The sequence below is a fragment of the Leucobacter sp. OLIS6 genome (assembly GCF_002752355.1).
Classification (GTDB): domain Bacteria; phylum Actinomycetota; class Actinomycetes; order Actinomycetales; family Microbacteriaceae; genus Leucobacter.
Genome location: NZ_MRAV01000018.1, coordinates 44,345 through 59,725 on the forward strand (window position 1 = coordinate 44,345; position 15,381 = coordinate 59,725).

General features: G+C 67.0%; 15 protein-coding genes. 5 read left to right on the forward strand and 10 right to left on the reverse strand.

Annotated elements, in window-relative coordinates; genetic code table 11:
* Window positions 1-230: 230 nt before the first annotated feature.
* The 8 genes from ftsX to BMH31_RS15035 all read right to left on the reverse strand — a co-directional run bounded on the left by ftsX (window position 231) and on the right by BMH31_RS15035 (window position 9,297).
* Window positions 231-1,145, reverse strand: coding sequence for a permease-like cell division protein FtsX (ftsX, locus tag BMH31_RS15000; protein ID WP_099722624.1), 915 nt, complete (start codon window positions 1,143-1,145; stop codon window positions 231-233).
* Window positions 1,142-2,251, reverse strand: coding sequence for a cell division ATP-binding protein FtsE (ftsE, locus tag BMH31_RS15005; protein WP_099722625.1), 1,110 nt, complete (start codon window positions 2,249-2,251; stop codon window positions 1,142-1,144). Before ftsE ends, ftsX begins: the two co-directional genes overlap by 4 nt.
* 86 nt (window positions 2,252-2,337) lie before the next feature.
* A complete protein-coding gene (gene prfB / locus BMH31_RS15010; protein ID WP_099722626.1) occupies window positions 2,338-3,447 on the reverse strand; it encodes a peptide chain release factor 2 in 1,110 nt (369 codons plus the stop codon).
* A gap of 159 nt (window positions 3,448-3,606) precedes the next feature.
* Window positions 3,607-5,025 (reverse strand): APC family permease, encoded by a 1,419-nt coding sequence (locus BMH31_RS15015; protein WP_099722627.1) that lies wholly within the window; start codon window positions 5,023-5,025, stop codon window positions 3,607-3,609.
* Window positions 5,026-5,224: 199 nt separating this feature from the next.
* Entirely contained in the window at window positions 5,225-6,025 is an 801-nt protein-coding gene (locus BMH31_RS15020) for an ABC transporter permease (RefSeq protein WP_099722628.1), read from the reverse strand.
* Entirely contained in the window at window positions 6,022-6,882 is an 861-nt protein-coding gene (locus tag BMH31_RS15025) for an ABC transporter permease (RefSeq protein ID WP_099722629.1), read from the reverse strand. The genes BMH31_RS15020 and BMH31_RS15025 overlap by 4 nt, the downstream gene beginning before the upstream one ends.
* Window positions 6,883-6,892: 10 nt before the next feature.
* Window positions 6,893-8,071: an ABC transporter ATP-binding protein gene (locus BMH31_RS15030; RefSeq protein WP_099722630.1), complete on the reverse strand. Its 1,179-nt coding sequence runs from the start codon at window positions 8,069-8,071 to the stop codon at window positions 6,893-6,895.
* A gap of 8 nt (window positions 8,072-8,079) precedes the next feature.
* Window positions 8,080-9,297: a spermidine/putrescine ABC transporter substrate-binding protein gene (locus BMH31_RS15035; RefSeq protein WP_099722631.1), complete on the reverse strand. Its 1,218-nt coding sequence runs from the start codon at window positions 9,295-9,297 to the stop codon at window positions 8,080-8,082.
* Between the two features lie 347 nt (window positions 9,298-9,644).
* On the opposite strand from BMH31_RS15035, the gene BMH31_RS15040 reads away from it, so the two are divergent.
* From BMH31_RS15040 to BMH31_RS15050, 3 genes are all read left to right on the forward strand, one after another.
* Window positions 9,645-10,112, forward strand: coding sequence for an Lrp/AsnC family transcriptional regulator (locus tag BMH31_RS15040; protein ID WP_046453977.1), 468 nt, complete (start codon window positions 9,645-9,647; stop codon window positions 10,110-10,112).
* Between the two features lie 2 nt (window positions 10,113-10,114).
* Window positions 10,115-11,509 carry an aspartate aminotransferase family protein gene (locus BMH31_RS15045; RefSeq protein ID WP_046453978.1) on the forward strand — a complete coding sequence of 465 codons (1,395 nt, stop codon included), beginning with the start codon at window positions 10,115-10,117 and terminating at the stop codon, window positions 11,507-11,509.
* A gap of 79 nt (window positions 11,510-11,588) precedes the next feature.
* Window positions 11,589-12,227, forward strand: coding sequence for a DUF2510 domain-containing protein (locus BMH31_RS15050; RefSeq protein ID WP_099722632.1), 639 nt, complete (start codon window positions 11,589-11,591; stop codon window positions 12,225-12,227).
* Window positions 12,228-12,241: 14 nt separating this feature from the next.
* On the opposite strand, the gene BMH31_RS15055 is transcribed toward BMH31_RS15050, so the two are convergent.
* Window positions 12,242-12,889: a DUF4166 domain-containing protein gene (locus BMH31_RS15055; RefSeq protein WP_158234983.1), complete on the reverse strand. Its 648-nt coding sequence runs from the start codon at window positions 12,887-12,889 to the stop codon at window positions 12,242-12,244.
* Between the two features lie 142 nt (window positions 12,890-13,031).
* Between BMH31_RS15055 and BMH31_RS15060 the strand changes: the two genes are divergently transcribed.
* Entirely contained in the window at window positions 13,032-13,499 is a 468-nt protein-coding gene (locus BMH31_RS15060; protein ID WP_158234919.1) for a hypothetical protein, read from the forward strand.
* Window positions 13,500-13,634: 135 nt separating this feature from the next.
* Here BMH31_RS15060 and rpsO read toward each other — a convergent pair whose 3' ends face one another.
* Window positions 13,635-13,904 (reverse strand): 30S ribosomal protein S15, encoded by a 270-nt coding sequence (rpsO, locus tag BMH31_RS15065; protein ID WP_046453981.1) that lies wholly within the window; start codon window positions 13,902-13,904, stop codon window positions 13,635-13,637.
* A 248-nt stretch (window positions 13,905-14,152) separates the two neighbouring features.
* On the opposite strand from rpsO, the gene BMH31_RS15070 reads away from it, so the two are divergent.
* On the forward strand, window positions 14,153-15,364 hold the full coding sequence (locus BMH31_RS15070; protein WP_099722635.1) for an ammonium transporter: 1,212 nt from the start codon (window positions 14,153-14,155) through the stop codon (window positions 15,362-15,364).
* The last annotated feature ends 17 nt before the right edge of the window (window positions 15,365-15,381 follow it).

Here is a 15,381-nt window from a genome sequence, read left to right on the forward strand (position 1 = left end):
CCTTTCGTTCCACCGGCAGGCACGTGCCGGACGATCCGTAGTGTGAGCGAAATGTCGGCCTGCGTCGGCCGACCCGCTCAGTCTGCCACAGCTCGTGCCCGCGCGGAGGCGAAATGCGTCGAGTGGCGGCAGAACGCCCGTATCCGGATGGGATACGGGCGTTCTGCCGCCACTCGACGGGATCCCCGAGCGCGCGGAAGCAACCCGGAGGCTCGATGCAGAAGCTCGGGTCAGACCCGCAGATACCTCGTGATCGCGATCTTCGCGGCGATGGCGCTGAGCACGATACCGAGCGCCAGCAGGATCGGCGGCACCACGAGCGATTGCTGCACGGTGATGTAGCTCGTGAAGGGCACGTTCGTCACGAGGAAGCCCTCGACGAAGAACTTGACGATCGCGACCGACGCGACGCCGGCCAGCACGGCTCCGATCACCGCCGATATGACGCCCTCGAGCACGAACGGTGTCTGGATGAACCGGTTGGACGCACCCACCAGGCGCATGATGCCGATCTCGCGGCGCCTCGAGAACGCCGACAGCCGGATCGTCGTCGAGATGAGGAGCATGGCGGCGATGAGCATCAGGCCCGCGATCGCGATGGCCGTGTAGCTGGCGACGCCGAGGATCAGGAAGATCCGATCGAGCAGAGAACGCTGGTCGGAGACCGACTGCACGCCCGGGATCCCCGAGAACGTCTCCTGGATGATCGCGGAGCGCGACGGATCCTTGAGCTTCACCCAGTAAGTCTGGTTCAGCTGGTCGGGCTTCGTGATGTCGACGATCGGGTTGCCCTTGAACTGCTTCTTGAACTCCGTGTACGCCTGGTCGTGGCTGACGTAGAAGGAGTCCGCGATATAGGGCTTCAACGTATCGGATTCGAGCGCCTGCTTGACCGCGGCGACCTGATCCTCCGAGGCGTCGGCCCCCGAGCAGGTCGCGCTCTGGTCGTACTTGGTGCACAGGTAGATCGCGACCTGCGCGCGGTCGTACCAGTAGGTCTTCATCTGCTGCACCTGCAGCTGCATGAGGATCGCCGTGCCCACGAAGGTGAGCGAGACGAAGGTCACGAGGATCACCGAGATGACCACGGACATATTGCGACGGAGGCCGTTCCAGACCTCGCCGAGCACGAGCGAAACTCTCATCGAACCGGCCCCACATCCGTCTGGTCGTCGTCCTGGGAACCCGAGAGGCCGAGGCGCTCGGCGAGTCCGCCCTTGGCCGCCAGCTCGACGGGATCGATGTCGTTCGGCGCGAGGAAGCCGGGAACCCTGCGCGCCTGCGCCGCGTTCGTACCATCGGCGCGGACCGTGAGGTCGAGCGGATCCTCGTCGTCCGCGGGCGGCACGGTCGCTGCCGCGGCCGTGGCGGGTGCCTCGGGTGCCGCGAGGACCGGGGCGGGTGCCTGCGCTTCTGCGGCCGGGGCCTCGTGCGCTCCGGCCTCGGCCGCCGCGCTCGGGCTCTCGACGACGCCGACCTCGGGCGCGAGCGCCGCACGCACGACCGCCTCGGTGGTGCGCAGCACGCGGGCGCCCTGCTCGGTGAGGTCCATGACGGGGATCGAAGCCGTCTCGCCGTACCCGCCGCTCTGCTCGTCGCGCACGACGACGCCCTGCGAGAGCTCGACCACGCGCTGCTGCATGATGTCGACGAACGCGGCCTCGTGCGTGGCCATGACCACGGTCGTGCCGGCCGCGTTGATCGCGCGCAGCAGCTGCATAATGCCGAGGCTGGTCGCGGGGTCCAGGTTGCCCGTCGGCTCGTCGGCCAGCAGGATCGCCGGCTTGTTGACGATGGCTCGCGCGATGGCGACGCGCTGCTGCTCACCGCCCGAGAGCTCGTGCGGGTACCGCTTGCCCTTGCCTTCCAGGCCCACCATCTCGAGTGTGTCGGGGACGGCCTCCTGGATGAAGCCGCGGGACTTGCCGATGACCTGCAGCGAGAACGCGACGTTGTCGTACACGGTCTTGTTGGTGAGCAGGCGGAAGTCCTGGAACACCATGCCGAGGTTGCGGCGGAAGTAGGGGACCTTGCGGGAGGAGATCTTGCTCAGATCGTGCCCGAGGACGTGCACCGTGCCACCGGTGGGCTGCTCCTCGCGCAGGATGAGCTGCAGGCAGCTCGACTTACCGGAACCTGATGCGCCGACGATGAAGACGAACTCGCCGCGATCGACCCGGAGGTCGATGCCGTCGAGCGCCGGACGTTGCGCACCCCGGTACTTCTTGGTGACGTTCTCGAAGAGGATCATGACGCAGACGACACTACGCGGACGGGCCCGGCCGCCCGCGGCGACGCGCGGGCGAACCGGGAGCTCTCAGCTTTCGCGCGGCTCGCTCAGTCGTTCTTCGAGAGCGAGCGCCAGCGGATCCCCGCGGCGATGAAGCCGTCGAGGTCGCCGTTGAACACCGCGTCGGGCTGCGAGGACTCGTGGCCCGTGCGCAGATCCTTGACGAGCTGCTGCCCGTAGAGGAAGTAGGAGCGGATCTGGTCGCCCCAGCTCGCCGTGACGGAGCCGGCCAGCTCCTTCTTCTTCGCTGCCTCCTGCTCCTTCTGCAGCAGCAGCAGGCGCGTCTGCAGCAGGCGCATCGCGGCGGCGCGGTTCTGGATCTGCGACTTCTCGTTCTGCATCGAGATCACGATGCCGGTCGGGATGTGCGTGATGCGCACGGCCGAGTCGGTCGTGTTGACCGACTGCCCGCCGGGGCCGCTCGAGCGGAATACGTCGACGCGGATGTCGGACTCTGGGATATCGACCTCGGTCGCCTCCTCGAGCAAGGGGATCACCTCGACGCCGGCGAAGCTCGTCTGGCGCTTGTCGGCGGATCCGAAGGGGCTGATGCGGGCGAGACGGTGCGTGCCCGCCTCGACCGATACGGTGCCGAACGCGTAGGGCGCGTCGATCTCGAAGGTCGCCGACTTGATGCCGGCGCCCTCGGCGTACGAGGTGTCGAGGACCTTCGTCGGATAATCATGCTGCTCGGCCCAGCGCAGGTACATGCGCAGGAGCATCTCGGCGAAGTCGGTCGCGTCGTCGCCGCCGGCGCCCGAGCGGATCGTGACGACCGCTGCGCGCTCGTCGTACTCCCCCGAGAGCATGGTCTGCACCTCGAGGTCCTGCACGACCTTCTCGAGCGCGGCGAGTTCTTCGCCGGCTTCGGACGCCGAGTCCTCGTCGTCCATCTCCTGAGCGAGCTCGATGAGCACGTCGAGATCGTCGAGCCGCTGCTCCACGCCGCGCAGGCGCTTCAGGCGGGCCTGCCGATGCGAGAGGCCGCTCGTCACCTTCTGCGCGGCCGCGGGATCGTCCCACAGGTCGGGCGCACCTGCCTGCTCCTCGAGCTCGGCGATCTCCCGCTCGAGCTTCGGCACGTCGAGCACGGCGGCGATATCGGCGAAGGTGGACCGGACGGCGCGAATGCGCGGTGCGAAATCGAGATCGAGCATGATTCCCTCAGTTTAGCGGTCTCGCCCGGTCGCTCAGCGCGACGCTGTTTCGTCATCCTGCGCGACGGAGGAGTCGCAGGATCCCGGGAGAGATCCTGCGACTCGTTCCTCGCGCAGGATGACAGAGCATTCCTCGCGCAGGGCGGGAGCCGGATCCGGTCAGTCGACGTCGGCACCCTCCGGCACCTTGTTGAAGCCGGTGACGGGCTGGTTCTCGTCGAAGGCCGCAACCTTCCTGCGGAAGCCCTTCGTGATGAAGAGCAGGTAGACGAAACCGATCGCGGTCCAGATCAGACCGCCGACCAGCGCGTCGGCGTGCAGGTTGACCCACAGCAGACCGGTGAGCAGCGTACCGATGAGGGGCATCACGATGTAGTTGAAGATGTCCTTCGGAGTCTTGCGAAGTCCCTTGCGGAACGCGAACCAGGCGATCACCGAGAGGTTCACGAAGGTGAACGCGATGAGGGCGCCGTAGTTGATGAACGCGGCGATCATCTCGAGGGTGAACGCGGCGGCCAGCAGCGAGATCGCACCGGTGAGCACGATGTTGAAGGTCGGGGTGTGCGTCTTGGCGTTGATGTACCCGAAGAACTTCTTCGGCAGCACGTTGTTGCGCCCCATCACCAGCAGCATGCGCGAGACCGATGCGTGCGACGCGAGGCCCGAGGCGAGCGTCGCTGCGAAGCCCGCCGCGGTGAGCACGGCGGACAGCGTCTTGCCGCCGACGATCTCGCCGATGATCGGCAGCGTGCTGTCCTCGACGAACTGCATGTCGCCCTTCGGTGCGAACTCGTTCCAGTCCGGGAACCGCATCTGGGTGAAGTAGCCGGCGATGAAGAAGATCGCTCCGCCGAGGATCACGGTGAGGAGGATCGCCTTCGGCATGATGCGCGGGTGCTTCGCCTCCTCCGCATACATGGTGACCGCATCGAATCCGATGAAGGAGAAGCAGACGATGGTGGCTCCGGCCAGCACCGCGCCGAACTCGACGCCGTTGTGGAAGAGCGGCTTCATCGACACCACGCCGCCCTCGCCGGCGCCGCCGTTGAGCTGGATGACGACCATGAACACGAACACGGCCATGACGACGATCGAGAACACGAGCAGGATCATGTTGATGTTCGACGTGCCGCGCATCGTGAGGTAGATGATTCCGGTGACGAAGACGACGTAGACGATGACCCAGATCCACCCGGGTACGCCCGGGAAGAACGCCTCGAGGTAGCTGCGGATGATGAGGCAGTTCACCATCGGGAGCAGCATGTAGTCGATGAGCGACGTCCAGCCGACCATGAAGCCGAGGTTCGGGTGCATCGATTCGCGCACGTAGGTGTACGCGGAACCCGCGCTGGGGATCGCGCCGGCGATCTTGCCGTAGCTGATCGCGGTGAACACCATCACGATGAGCGCGACCGCGTAGGCGAGCGGCACGACGTTGTTCGTGTCGCGTGCGACGAGGCCGAAGGTGTCGAACACCACGGTGGGGGTCATGTAGCCGAGGCCCAGACCGACGATGGCCCAGAGTCCGAGGCTCCGCTTGAGGGTCGCCCCCTTCGCAGCCGTCGAGGTTGTCGTCATGTTCTCTCCTTTAAGAACCGAGGATGTTCGCGCGGCAGGACCGCACTGCGCGAACCGTCGCCCTGCGCGTCTTCGCGCGTGAACAAGGAATCATTATGCACCCATCCGGTCGGCCCGGCCGACCGTTTGCTGGGAGCGGCGCCGGTCGCCGAACCCCGTTCGGGGGTCCGGCGACCGCGCGGCGCGAACACCGCAGCTTCTACCGGTTCGCGAGCCGTTTCCGTCGATTGATTCCGACCATCTGGACGATGATCACGAGCGCGAGAGCTCCGAGGAACACGATCGATGCCAGCACGTTCGCCTGCGCCGGAACGCCGCGCAGCGCGGAGGTGTAGATGAACTTCGGGAACGTGTTCGCGGTACCCGAGTTGAAGTTCGTGATGATGAAGTCGTCGAACGACAGCGCGAAGCTGAGCAGCGCCGCGCCGATGATGCCCGGCATGAGCATCGGCAGCGTGATCCGCCAGAACACCTGCGCCGGTGAGCCGTAGAGATCGCGGCCGGCCTCTTCGATCGAGGGGTCGAGGCTCGCCACACGGGCTTTCACCGCCACCACGACGTACGAGATGCAGAACATCGTGTGCGCCAGGATGATGGTGCCGATCCCCTTCTCGACACCGGCCAGCAGGAACTGCGCCGCGAGGCCCGCGCCGAGCACGACCTCGGGCGTCGCCATCGGGGTGAACAGCATCAGGCTGATGGTCGAGCGGAACTTGAAGCGGTACCGCACGAGCGCGATCGCGATCGCGCTGCCGAGCACGGTCGCGACGATCGTCGCGACCACGCCGACCAGGATGCTGTTGCCGAACGCCTCGCAGACGTCGGGGGCGCCGCAGGGGTTGGACCAGTTGTCGGTCGTGAAGCCACGCCAGGTGATGTTGTTGCGACCGGCGTCGTTGAACGAGAACACGATCACGTAGAAGATCGGCAGCAGCAGGTAGATGAGAACGATCGATCCGACGACCGGCACGAAGGCCTTGCCCAGGCTGAACTTGTTCACAGCAGATCCTCCGCCCCGCTCTTGCGCACGTAGGTCGCGACGATCACGAGGATCACGGCCATCAGGATGATCGAGAGCGTCGCCGCCATCGGATAGTCCTGCGTGCGGAGGAAGTTGGACTCGATCGCGTTACCGATCATCGCGGTCTTCGTCGACCCCAGGAATTCGGTCGACGCGCTCACGTAGTCGCCCGCCATCGGGATGAAGCTGAGCAGTGTGCCCGAGACCACGCCGGGCAGCGAGAGCGGCAGCGTGACTTTGCGGAACGTGGTGACCGGGGAGGCGTAGAGATCCTGCCCGGCCTCGACGAGCCGCAGGTCGAGCTGCTGCAGCGAGGCGAACATCGGCAGGGTCATGAACGGGATGAAGTTGTAGACGAGGCCGAAGATGACCGAGAAGTCGGTCCCGATCCATTCGCTCGGCAGGATCTGCTTCCATGCGAGCGTGCGCAGCAGGAAGCTGATGAAGAACGGCGCGACCACGAGGATCAGCGCGATGCCCTGCAGCATGGGACGCGGACGCAGCGTGACGCCGATCAGGTAGGCCAGCGGATAGCAGATGATGAGCCCGATCACCGTCGCGGTGAGCGCGTAGACGAAGGATCGGAGGATGTGCGGCCAGTACTGCACGATGGCGTCGGCGTAGTTGCCGAACTGCCACGCGGCGATGTACTCGCCGATACCGCCCGAGGCCGCTGGGGCCTGGAGCGAGGTGAACACGAGCTGGATGAAGGGCGCGAGGAAGAACAGGAGCATGTAGGCGATGCCGGGCGCGAGCAGCAGCAGCGCGGTCCAGGATCGCTTCCTCGGCGCCTGCTCGACGGACGCCGCGCCCGTCGAGAATGCGGTGAATGCCATCGGTCTCCCCTTAGCCCTGCTTCGCCTGGGCTGCCATGGCCCGCGTCGAGAGATCCGAGGCGACGGATCCGGTTCCGCTCGGGTCGTCGGCGAGCCCGAAGGTGTGCTCGACGTGCCAGCTCAGCCAGACCTCATCGCCGAGCCGCGCACCGGGACCGGCCTCCACGTTCTGGGAGAACACCTGCACCGAGCCGAACTCGGGCGCCTCCACCGTGTACTGAGTGCTGACGCCGATGAACGAGACGTCGGTGATGCGGCCGGGACCGATCGCGTTGATCGCGGGGTCGTCCTCCGGCTGCTCGCGGTGCAGCCGCAGCTTCTCGGGGCGCACTCCGACGGTGATGGTGCCGCCGTCGCGCTCGGTCCGCTCGCGCAGCAGTGTGATGCGTCCGCCGTTCAGCGTGGTCTGCACGACCCGATCGGTGGTGCCGACCACCTGCACCTCGAACAGGTTGGACTGCCCGAGGAAGTTCGCGACGAACACGGTTCGCGGCAGCTCGTAGAGCTCCTCGGGGGCGCCCATCTGCTCGATGCGGCCCTTGTTCATGACCGCGACCGTGTCGGCCATGGTCATGGCCTCTTCCTGATCGTGGGTCACGTGGAGGAAGGTCAGGCCGACCTCCTGCTGGATCTGCTTGAGCTCCTGCTGCATCTGACGGCGCAGCTTGAGGTCGAGCGCGCCGAGCGGCTCGTCGAGCAGCAGCAGCGCGGGGCGGTTCACGACGGCGCGGGCGAGCGCGACGCGCTGCTGCTGGCCGCCCGAGAGCTGGGCGGGCTTGCGGTCGGAGATGTGCGCCAGCTCGACGAGCTCGAGCGCTTCCTTGGCCTTGCCGACGGGATCCCCCACCCTGCGGCGGCGGAGTCCGAAGGCGACGTTCTCGAGGATCGTCATGTGCGGGAACAGCGCGTAGGACTGGAACACCGTGTTGACCGGTCGTTTGTGCGGCTTCAGCGCGGTGACGTCCCGACCGCCGATCAGGATCCGACCGGCGGTCGGATCCTCGAGGCCCGCGACGAGCCGCAGGGTCGTGGTCTTGCCGCAGCCCGAGGGGCCGAGCAGCGCGAAGAAGGACCCGGCGGGGATCTCGAGATCGAGGTGCTCGATGGCGGTGAATCCCGGGAATCGCTTCTGGATCCCGGTGAGGGTGAGGTCGGCTCCGGCCTCTGCGAAGGAGTGTGCGTCGTTCATGTGCGTGATTACAGTCCCAGTACCTTGTTGAATGCGGCCGTGTACTTCTTGTCCTCCTGCGGAGTCAGCGTGCGGAAGTTGTGCAGCCGTTTGTCCATCTCCGCATCCGGGAAGATCAGGGGGTTGTCGACCTGCTTCGGGTCGATCTTCGCCATCGCCTCCTTGGCGCCCTTCACGGGCGGCACGAACGACGTGTAGGCCACCACCTGCGCCGCGATCTCCGGCTGGTAGTAGTAGTCGATCAGCTGCTCGACGAGCTTCTTGTTCTTCGCCGAGGTGCCGTTCGGCACCGTCAGCGAGTCCGCCGTGATCATGCCGCCGGACTCGGGCACCTCGAGCGTCCACTGGTCGCCCTGCTCGGCGTTCAGCATGACGATGTCGCCCGTCCAGGCGATCGCCGCGAGGGTGTCCTCCTTCTCGAGGTCCTGGGTGTAGGAATTGCCCTTGACCTTCGAGATCTGTCCGCTCTTCAGTCCGTCGTCCAGCCACTGCAGCGCCCGGTCGAACTCGGCGTCGCCCCAGGTCTTCTGCGCGACATCGACTCCCTGCGCCTGCATGATGATGCCCATGGTGTCGCGCATCTCGGTGAGCACGCCCACCTTGCCCTTGAGCTCGGGGCGCATGAAGTCCTCGAGCGTGCGCACACCCTGGGGCACGAGCTTCTTGTTCCAGACGAAGCCCGAGGCGGGCAGCTGCCACGGGATCGTGAACCTTCGGCCGGGATCGACGTCGAGCGCGTTCTTCTGCGAGTCGATGAGATTCGCCGTGACGTTCGCGAGGTTCGCGTAGTCGAACTCCTGGATCTGCTTCGCCTCGATGAGGCGGGCGTCCATCCAGTCGGTCAGCGTGATCACGTCGTAGCCGGTGTCCTGACCGAGCTTCAGCTGATCCTTGATCTTGCCGTAGAAGGTGTTGTTGTCGTCGATGTCCTCGAGGTACTCGACCTTGATGTTCGTCTGCTTCATGAACGCGTCGAGCGTCGGGAAGGTCTGGGTCTTCGAGTCGTAGTCGAGGTAATAGGTCCAGTTGCCCCACACGATCGATCCGGCCTTGCCGGTCCCCTGATCGACCTTCGGAGCGCCTCCTGCGCAGGCGCTGAGCGCGAGTGCTCCGGCGCCGGCCGCTCCCGCAGCGCCGAGCCGGAGGAGTCCGCGGCGGTTCATCTGGGCGCCGCGCACCATCGCGACGAGGTCTCGGACAATGGGGTCCTCGGGCACTCTGTTCATCTCGGGTCTCCTTTGACTCGATGCATGACGGTTCCCCGTACGACGATCCTGAAGCTCCATCGCCGGGTCGGTCGTTTCGAACTATTCCACAGAGCCGGGGCGCGAACCAGCAGCCCGGACGCGGGTTCGACGAATCTTCACGGGAACGTTACGGATCTTCGAATCCAGCGTCCGATCCGGGCCGGATTCCGAACACGGTGTCCGGGTCCGGCGCAGCTTCCGGGGTCCTGCGCATCCTGGATGCAGGACCCCGACACGCGGAACCGACCTGCGGAATCCCCAGCATTTTCACGAACTCGCTTCGAATTCCTTTGCGTTTCCGCCCACGGAGTGCCAAGATCGAAACCGTGAGCAGCAAGCGGACTTCACTCGCCCTCGACGCGACGTCGAAGGCGATCATCGAACAGCTTCAGATCGATGGTCGCCGCTCGTACGCCGAGATCGGCAAAGCGGTCGGCCTCAGCGAGGCCGCCGTCCGCCAGCGGGTGCAGAAGCTCACCGATGCCGGGGTCATGCAGATCGTTGCCGTGACCGACCCGATGCGGATCGGCTTCAGCCGGCTCGCCATGATCGGCATTCGCGTCTCCGGCGACACCAGGGTCGTCGCCGACCACCTCGCCGACTTGCCGGAGGTCTCGTACCTGATCCTCAGTGCGGGATCTTTCGACCTGATGGCAGAGGTCGTGTGCGAGGATGACGATGGCCTCATCGAGTTCCTGAACCAAAAGATCAGAACGCTCGACGGGGTCGCCTCGACCGAGACCTTCGTCTACCTCCAACTCAAGAAACAGAAATACGACTGGGGAACACGATAACCATGTCTTTTGATCCGACGGCAGCGGTCGACACCGCCGCTCTTCAGGCTTCGGCCAAGCGCCACATGTGGCCGCACTTCACCAACCGCAAGGTGCTGAACGACGGCATCCCCGTCATCACCCGCGCCGAGGGACACCACATCTACGACGCTGCCGGCAAGCAGTACATCGACGGCCTCGCCGGCCTGTTCGTGGTCAACGCCGGCCACGGCCGCGACCGCATCGTGCAGGCCGCCGCCAAGCAGATGAAGCAGCTCGACTTCATGCCGATCTGGTCCTACGGCCACCCCGCCGCGATCGAGCTGTCGGAGCGCCTCGCGTCCTACGCTCCCGGCCAGATGAACAAGGTCTTCTTCACCACCGGTGGTGGCGAGGCTGTGGAGTCGGCGTTCAAGCTGGCGAAGCACTTCTGGAAGATCCAGGGCAAGCCGATGAAGCACAAGGTCATCTCGCGCTCGGTCGCCTACCACGGCACCCCGCAGGGCGCGCTGGCGATCACCGGCATCCCCGACATGAAGAAGTTCTACGAGCCGCTGACCCCGGGTGGTCACCGCGTTCCGAACACCAACTTCTACCGCGCCGACGAGATGGGCGCCCCGAGCGACGATCTCGAGGCCTTCGGCCAGTGGGCGGCGAACCGCATCGAGGAGGCGATCCTCTTCGAGGGTCCCGACACCGTTGCCGCCGTCTTCCTCGAGCCGGTCCAGAACTCGGGCGGCTGCTTCCCGCCTCCCCCCGGGTACTTCAAGCGCGTCCGTGAGATCTGCGATCAGTACGACGTGCTGCTCGTCTCGGACGAGGTCATCTGCGCCTACGGCCGCGTCGGCGACTTCTTCGCCTCGAAGGCCCTCGGCTACGAGCCCGACATCATCACGTCCGCCAAGGGCATCACCTCGGGCTACGTCCCGCTCGGTGCGATGATCGTCTCGGACAAGGTGTCGGAGCCGTTCAACTCGGTCGACAACACCTTCTACCACGGCTTCACCTTCGCCGGTCACCCGGCTGCGGCGGCTGCGGCGCTCGAGAACCTCGACATCTTCGAGGAAGAGGACCTCAACGGCCGCGTGCGCGAGAACAGCCCGCTGTTCCGCGCCGAGCTCGAGAAGCTCCTCGACATCGACATCGTGGGCGACGTCCGTGGTGAGGGCTACTTCTTCGGTATCGAGCTCGTCAAGGACAAGGCGACCAAGGAGACCTTCAACGAGGAGGAGTCGAACCGACTCCTGCGCGACTACCTCTCCCCCGCGCTGTGGGAGGCCGGCCTCTACTGCCGCGCCGACGACCGTGGAGACCCCGTCATCCAGCTCGCCCCGCCGCTGACCATCGGTCCGTCGGAGTTCGCTGAGATCGGCGGCATCCTGCGCAGCGTCCTCAAGGACGCCTCGTCGAAGATCTGATCCGATCAGACCTCACGCGAGAGGCCCCGTGCACCGTTCCGACGGTGCACGGGGCCTTTCCCGTTAGCCTGGAGTCATCATGAGCGATCCGAATCACGCGCAGTCCCCCGCCCAGCAGCAGCCCGCACCGGGCTGGTACCCCGGTGGCACCGGCACGGTGCGGTGGTGGGACGGTTCCGCGTGGACCGCGCACACGCAGGGTTCCGCGCCGGTCGCCGTCGCCCCGCGCCCCGCCGTGCTCGAACGCCCGCGCCTCGCCGATCACCTCGCGGTCGACGGGCCCTGGACCTGGGTGATCGCCCTGGCCCAGCTCCTCGCCGTTCCGTCGATCTTCCTGATCGACGTGCGCGGCTATGTGCGCTCGTTCACGGAGGGCGACCAGAGCGGTTTCATCTCGTACTTCGCGACCACCGGGATCGTGGCGCTCCTGGGCTGGGCCCTCACGGCGCTCATCATCGTCGCAGCCCACCGGGACTCCAAGCGGCTGGCGTCGCTCGGCGTCGTCCGCCCGTTCCACTGGGCGTTCGCGTTCCTCGGAGCGACCGTCTACCTGATCGGGCGTCACGTCGTGCTGCGCAAGGTGACCCGCACCCCGGGGTGGCCGCTGTGGGCCAACCTGGTCTGCCTGCTGGTCTCGTTGGCAGTCACCACGGTCTGGACCGTCATGTTCATGCAGCTCATGCTGTCCGAGCTGACGACGAGCCCGCTGTATTCCTGAGCTTCCTCGCCAAGTCAGTCGGCGGCGTAGCGGTAGGTGAAGGAGCCGCGGTACTCGAGCACGGTGCCGAGGATCGGGTTGCTCACCTTCGCCCGGATCGTCTGGCGCTCGGCCACCGCGTCGTAACCGTCCTCGAGGTCGACGGAGACCGTCAGCGCCGCCGGCAGCGGGATGCGGAATCGCCACAGGCGCAGCCAGCTCCGCTCGGCACGAAGACTCAGGTGCCCCGATTCGGTGACCCCGCAGCGCAGGCGCAGTTCGAGGCGGCGCTTCGGGCCGAGCAGGTTTCGCAGGATCCCCGGTTCGCCCGTCGCACGCAGCACGTCGGAGAACCCCTGCGTTCCGGTGCTGAAGAGGAAGAAGCGCTCCGCTCGGAGCTCGGGGCCGCCGCCCGGTGCCCGCGCGGGTCGGTTCACCACCTCGAACGGGACGTCGCGCTCCTGGGCGGTGATCAGCACCTCGGGCCCGACCACGAGACGGGCGAGCAGGTTCCACCGCCCGTAGCGGCTGCCCGCGATCTCGAAGATTCCGGTGCCGATGCCGACGAGACCCGGAGCGGGAGGGCCCGCGACGTAGCTCGCGACCTCCGGCCGCAAGCGCTCGGTTTCGGAACCGAGCGCACGCAGGAACACCGAGTCCTCGGGACCGCGATCCTCGATCACGCGACCCGCCTTCGTCGGCACGGGACTCGGCTGCTCACGCTCATTCATCCAGGATATCGGCCGTCCGCGGCGCGCCCGGACCGGGACTACGGGGCGCCGATCTCCCGCCGCCCCGAACGGCCCGTGGCCTAGGCTTTCCGATATGAGCACTCCGCAGCAGAATCTCCCGCCGCAGCAACCGCAGCCGCAGCAGCCGCAGTACGCTCCCCCGCAGTACACTGGGCAGCCCGCCGCGCAACCGCGGTACGCGCCGCCGCAGGCCGGGTACTCCGCCGCCCCGCCCGCGTCCGAGGGCCGTCTCAACGTGGCCGGGATCATCGCGCTCGGTCTCGTCGCGTTCTCGACCCTGATCAGCGTCCTCTCACCGGTCTTCTACCGCTCGGCCCTCAGTTCGGGCCAGAGCCTCGCGCCGGTGACCGGGGTCGTGCAGACCCTGCAGGCGATCCTGCTGCTCGTGGCGCTCGGCCTCGCCATCTTCGGCGTGCTCCTCCGCGACGCGGAGCGCTGGCGCTGGGCGGCGATCGGCGCGCTCGTGAGCGCGAGCATCAGCGTGGCCGCGATGGTGCTGAGCCTGATCGTGAACCTGTTCTCGGCAGCGTTCCCCTACTGACCCGAGGACCCCGGCGCGGTTCGGAGGCCGGATCCGCCGGCCCGAACCGCGCCGCGGGAACGACGAAGGGCCCGCCACCGCGAGGTGACGGGCCCTTCCGGGTCGTGGGTCGGCATGCCGACCCCGAAGCCGAAACTATCGACGCAGGCCGAGGCGCTCGATGAGCGAGCGGTAGCGCGCGATGTCGACGTTCTGGAGGTAGCCCAGGAGACGACGGCGCTGGCCGACGAGGAGCAGCAGGCCACGACGCGAGTGGTGGTCGTGCTTGTGCTCCTTCAGGTGCTCGGTGAGATCCTTGATCCGCTGCGTGAGCATCGCGACCTGGACCTCGGGGGAACCGGTGTCACCGGGGTGGGTCGCGTACTCGTCGATGATCGCCTTCTTGACCTCTGCAGGCAGTGCCATATTGGGTCCCCTTTCGCTTGTTGCGCGGCGCCACCAGCTTGCTGCTGGGGCTCTCTTTATCCGCGGCCGTTGGACGGCAACCTGAACAGCTTAGCAGGATCCCGGCCGTTCCGCCCGCGAAACAGGATCGTCATCGGAGCGGCCGCATCGTAACGGGCGGGAAACACGCCCGACACCGATGCGCAACGACCGGCGCGCACACTGCTCCCACCGGCGGAATCGGCCGCCGCGGAACGAACGGAGCCCACATGACACCGAATGCCGTCTGGATGGCAACGAGCACCGCGCTGGTGCTCGTGATGACCCCCGGGCTCGCCCTGTTCTACGGCGGCCTCGTCCGCGTCCGATCCGTCGTGAACATGATGATGTTCAGCCTGAGCGCGATGGGGCTCGTGGGCGTCCTCTGGGTGCTCTACGGATACGGCATGACCGTGTTCGGTCCCGGCGAGGCGCCGGGATTCGCGGGGAATCCGCTGAAGGATCTCGGGTTCATCTCGACCGATCCCGCGTCGTTCGTCTCGGCCGGCTTCGGCGCCACGTTCGCGATGATCAGCACCGCGCTCATCTCCGGCGCGATCGCCGACCGCGTCGGCCTCGGATCCTGGATGCTGTTCGCCGGTCTCTGGGCGACCCTCGTCTACTTCCCGGTGGCGGCCTGGGTGTGGGGCGGCGGCTGGATCCAGAAGCTGGGCGGCATGCTCGGCACCGCGGACGTGATCGACTGGGCCGGCGGCACCGCCGTGCACATCAGCGCGGGCGCCGCAGCCCTCGCGCTCGCGCTCGTCGCCGGCCGTCGCATCGACTTCGCCCCGGGGGCGCACCGCCCGCACAGCGTGCCGCTCGTCACCATCGGCGCGGCCCTGCTGTGGTTCGGCTGGATCGGGTTCAACGCCGGCACCGCGCAGAACGACGCGCAGGCCGGCCTGATCGTGGTGAACACCATCGTCGCGGCGACCGCCGGGATCATGGGCTGGCTCGCCACCGATGCGCTGCGCGGTCGTCGACCGGGGGCGGTCGGCGCGTGCTCGGGTGCGGTCGCCGGGCTCGTCGCGATCACCCCGGCGTGCGCGAACCTCGCGCCGATCTGGGCGATCCTGCTCGGGATCCTCGCGGGAGCGGCCTGCGCGGTCGCGGTGGAGGCCAAATACCGGCTGGGCTTCGACGACTCGCTCGACGTCGTCGGCCTGCACCTCGTCGCCGGCGCGCTGGGCACCCTGTACCTCGGCTTCTTCGCGACCGGCACGGGCCTGTTCACCGGCGGGAACGCCGGGCAGCTGCTCGTGCAGGCGATCTCGGTGGTCGCGGTCGCCGGCTACTCCTTCGTCGTCGCCCTGCTGATCGCGCTCGCCGTCCGCTGGGTCACCGGCCTCCGGGTCCCGGCGGAGGTCGAGGCCGACGGCATCGACGGCCGTCATCACGGCGAGGACGCCTACGTGCTCGCCGAAGAGGTCCGCTCGTAGGTCGCGTGCCGCGTGCC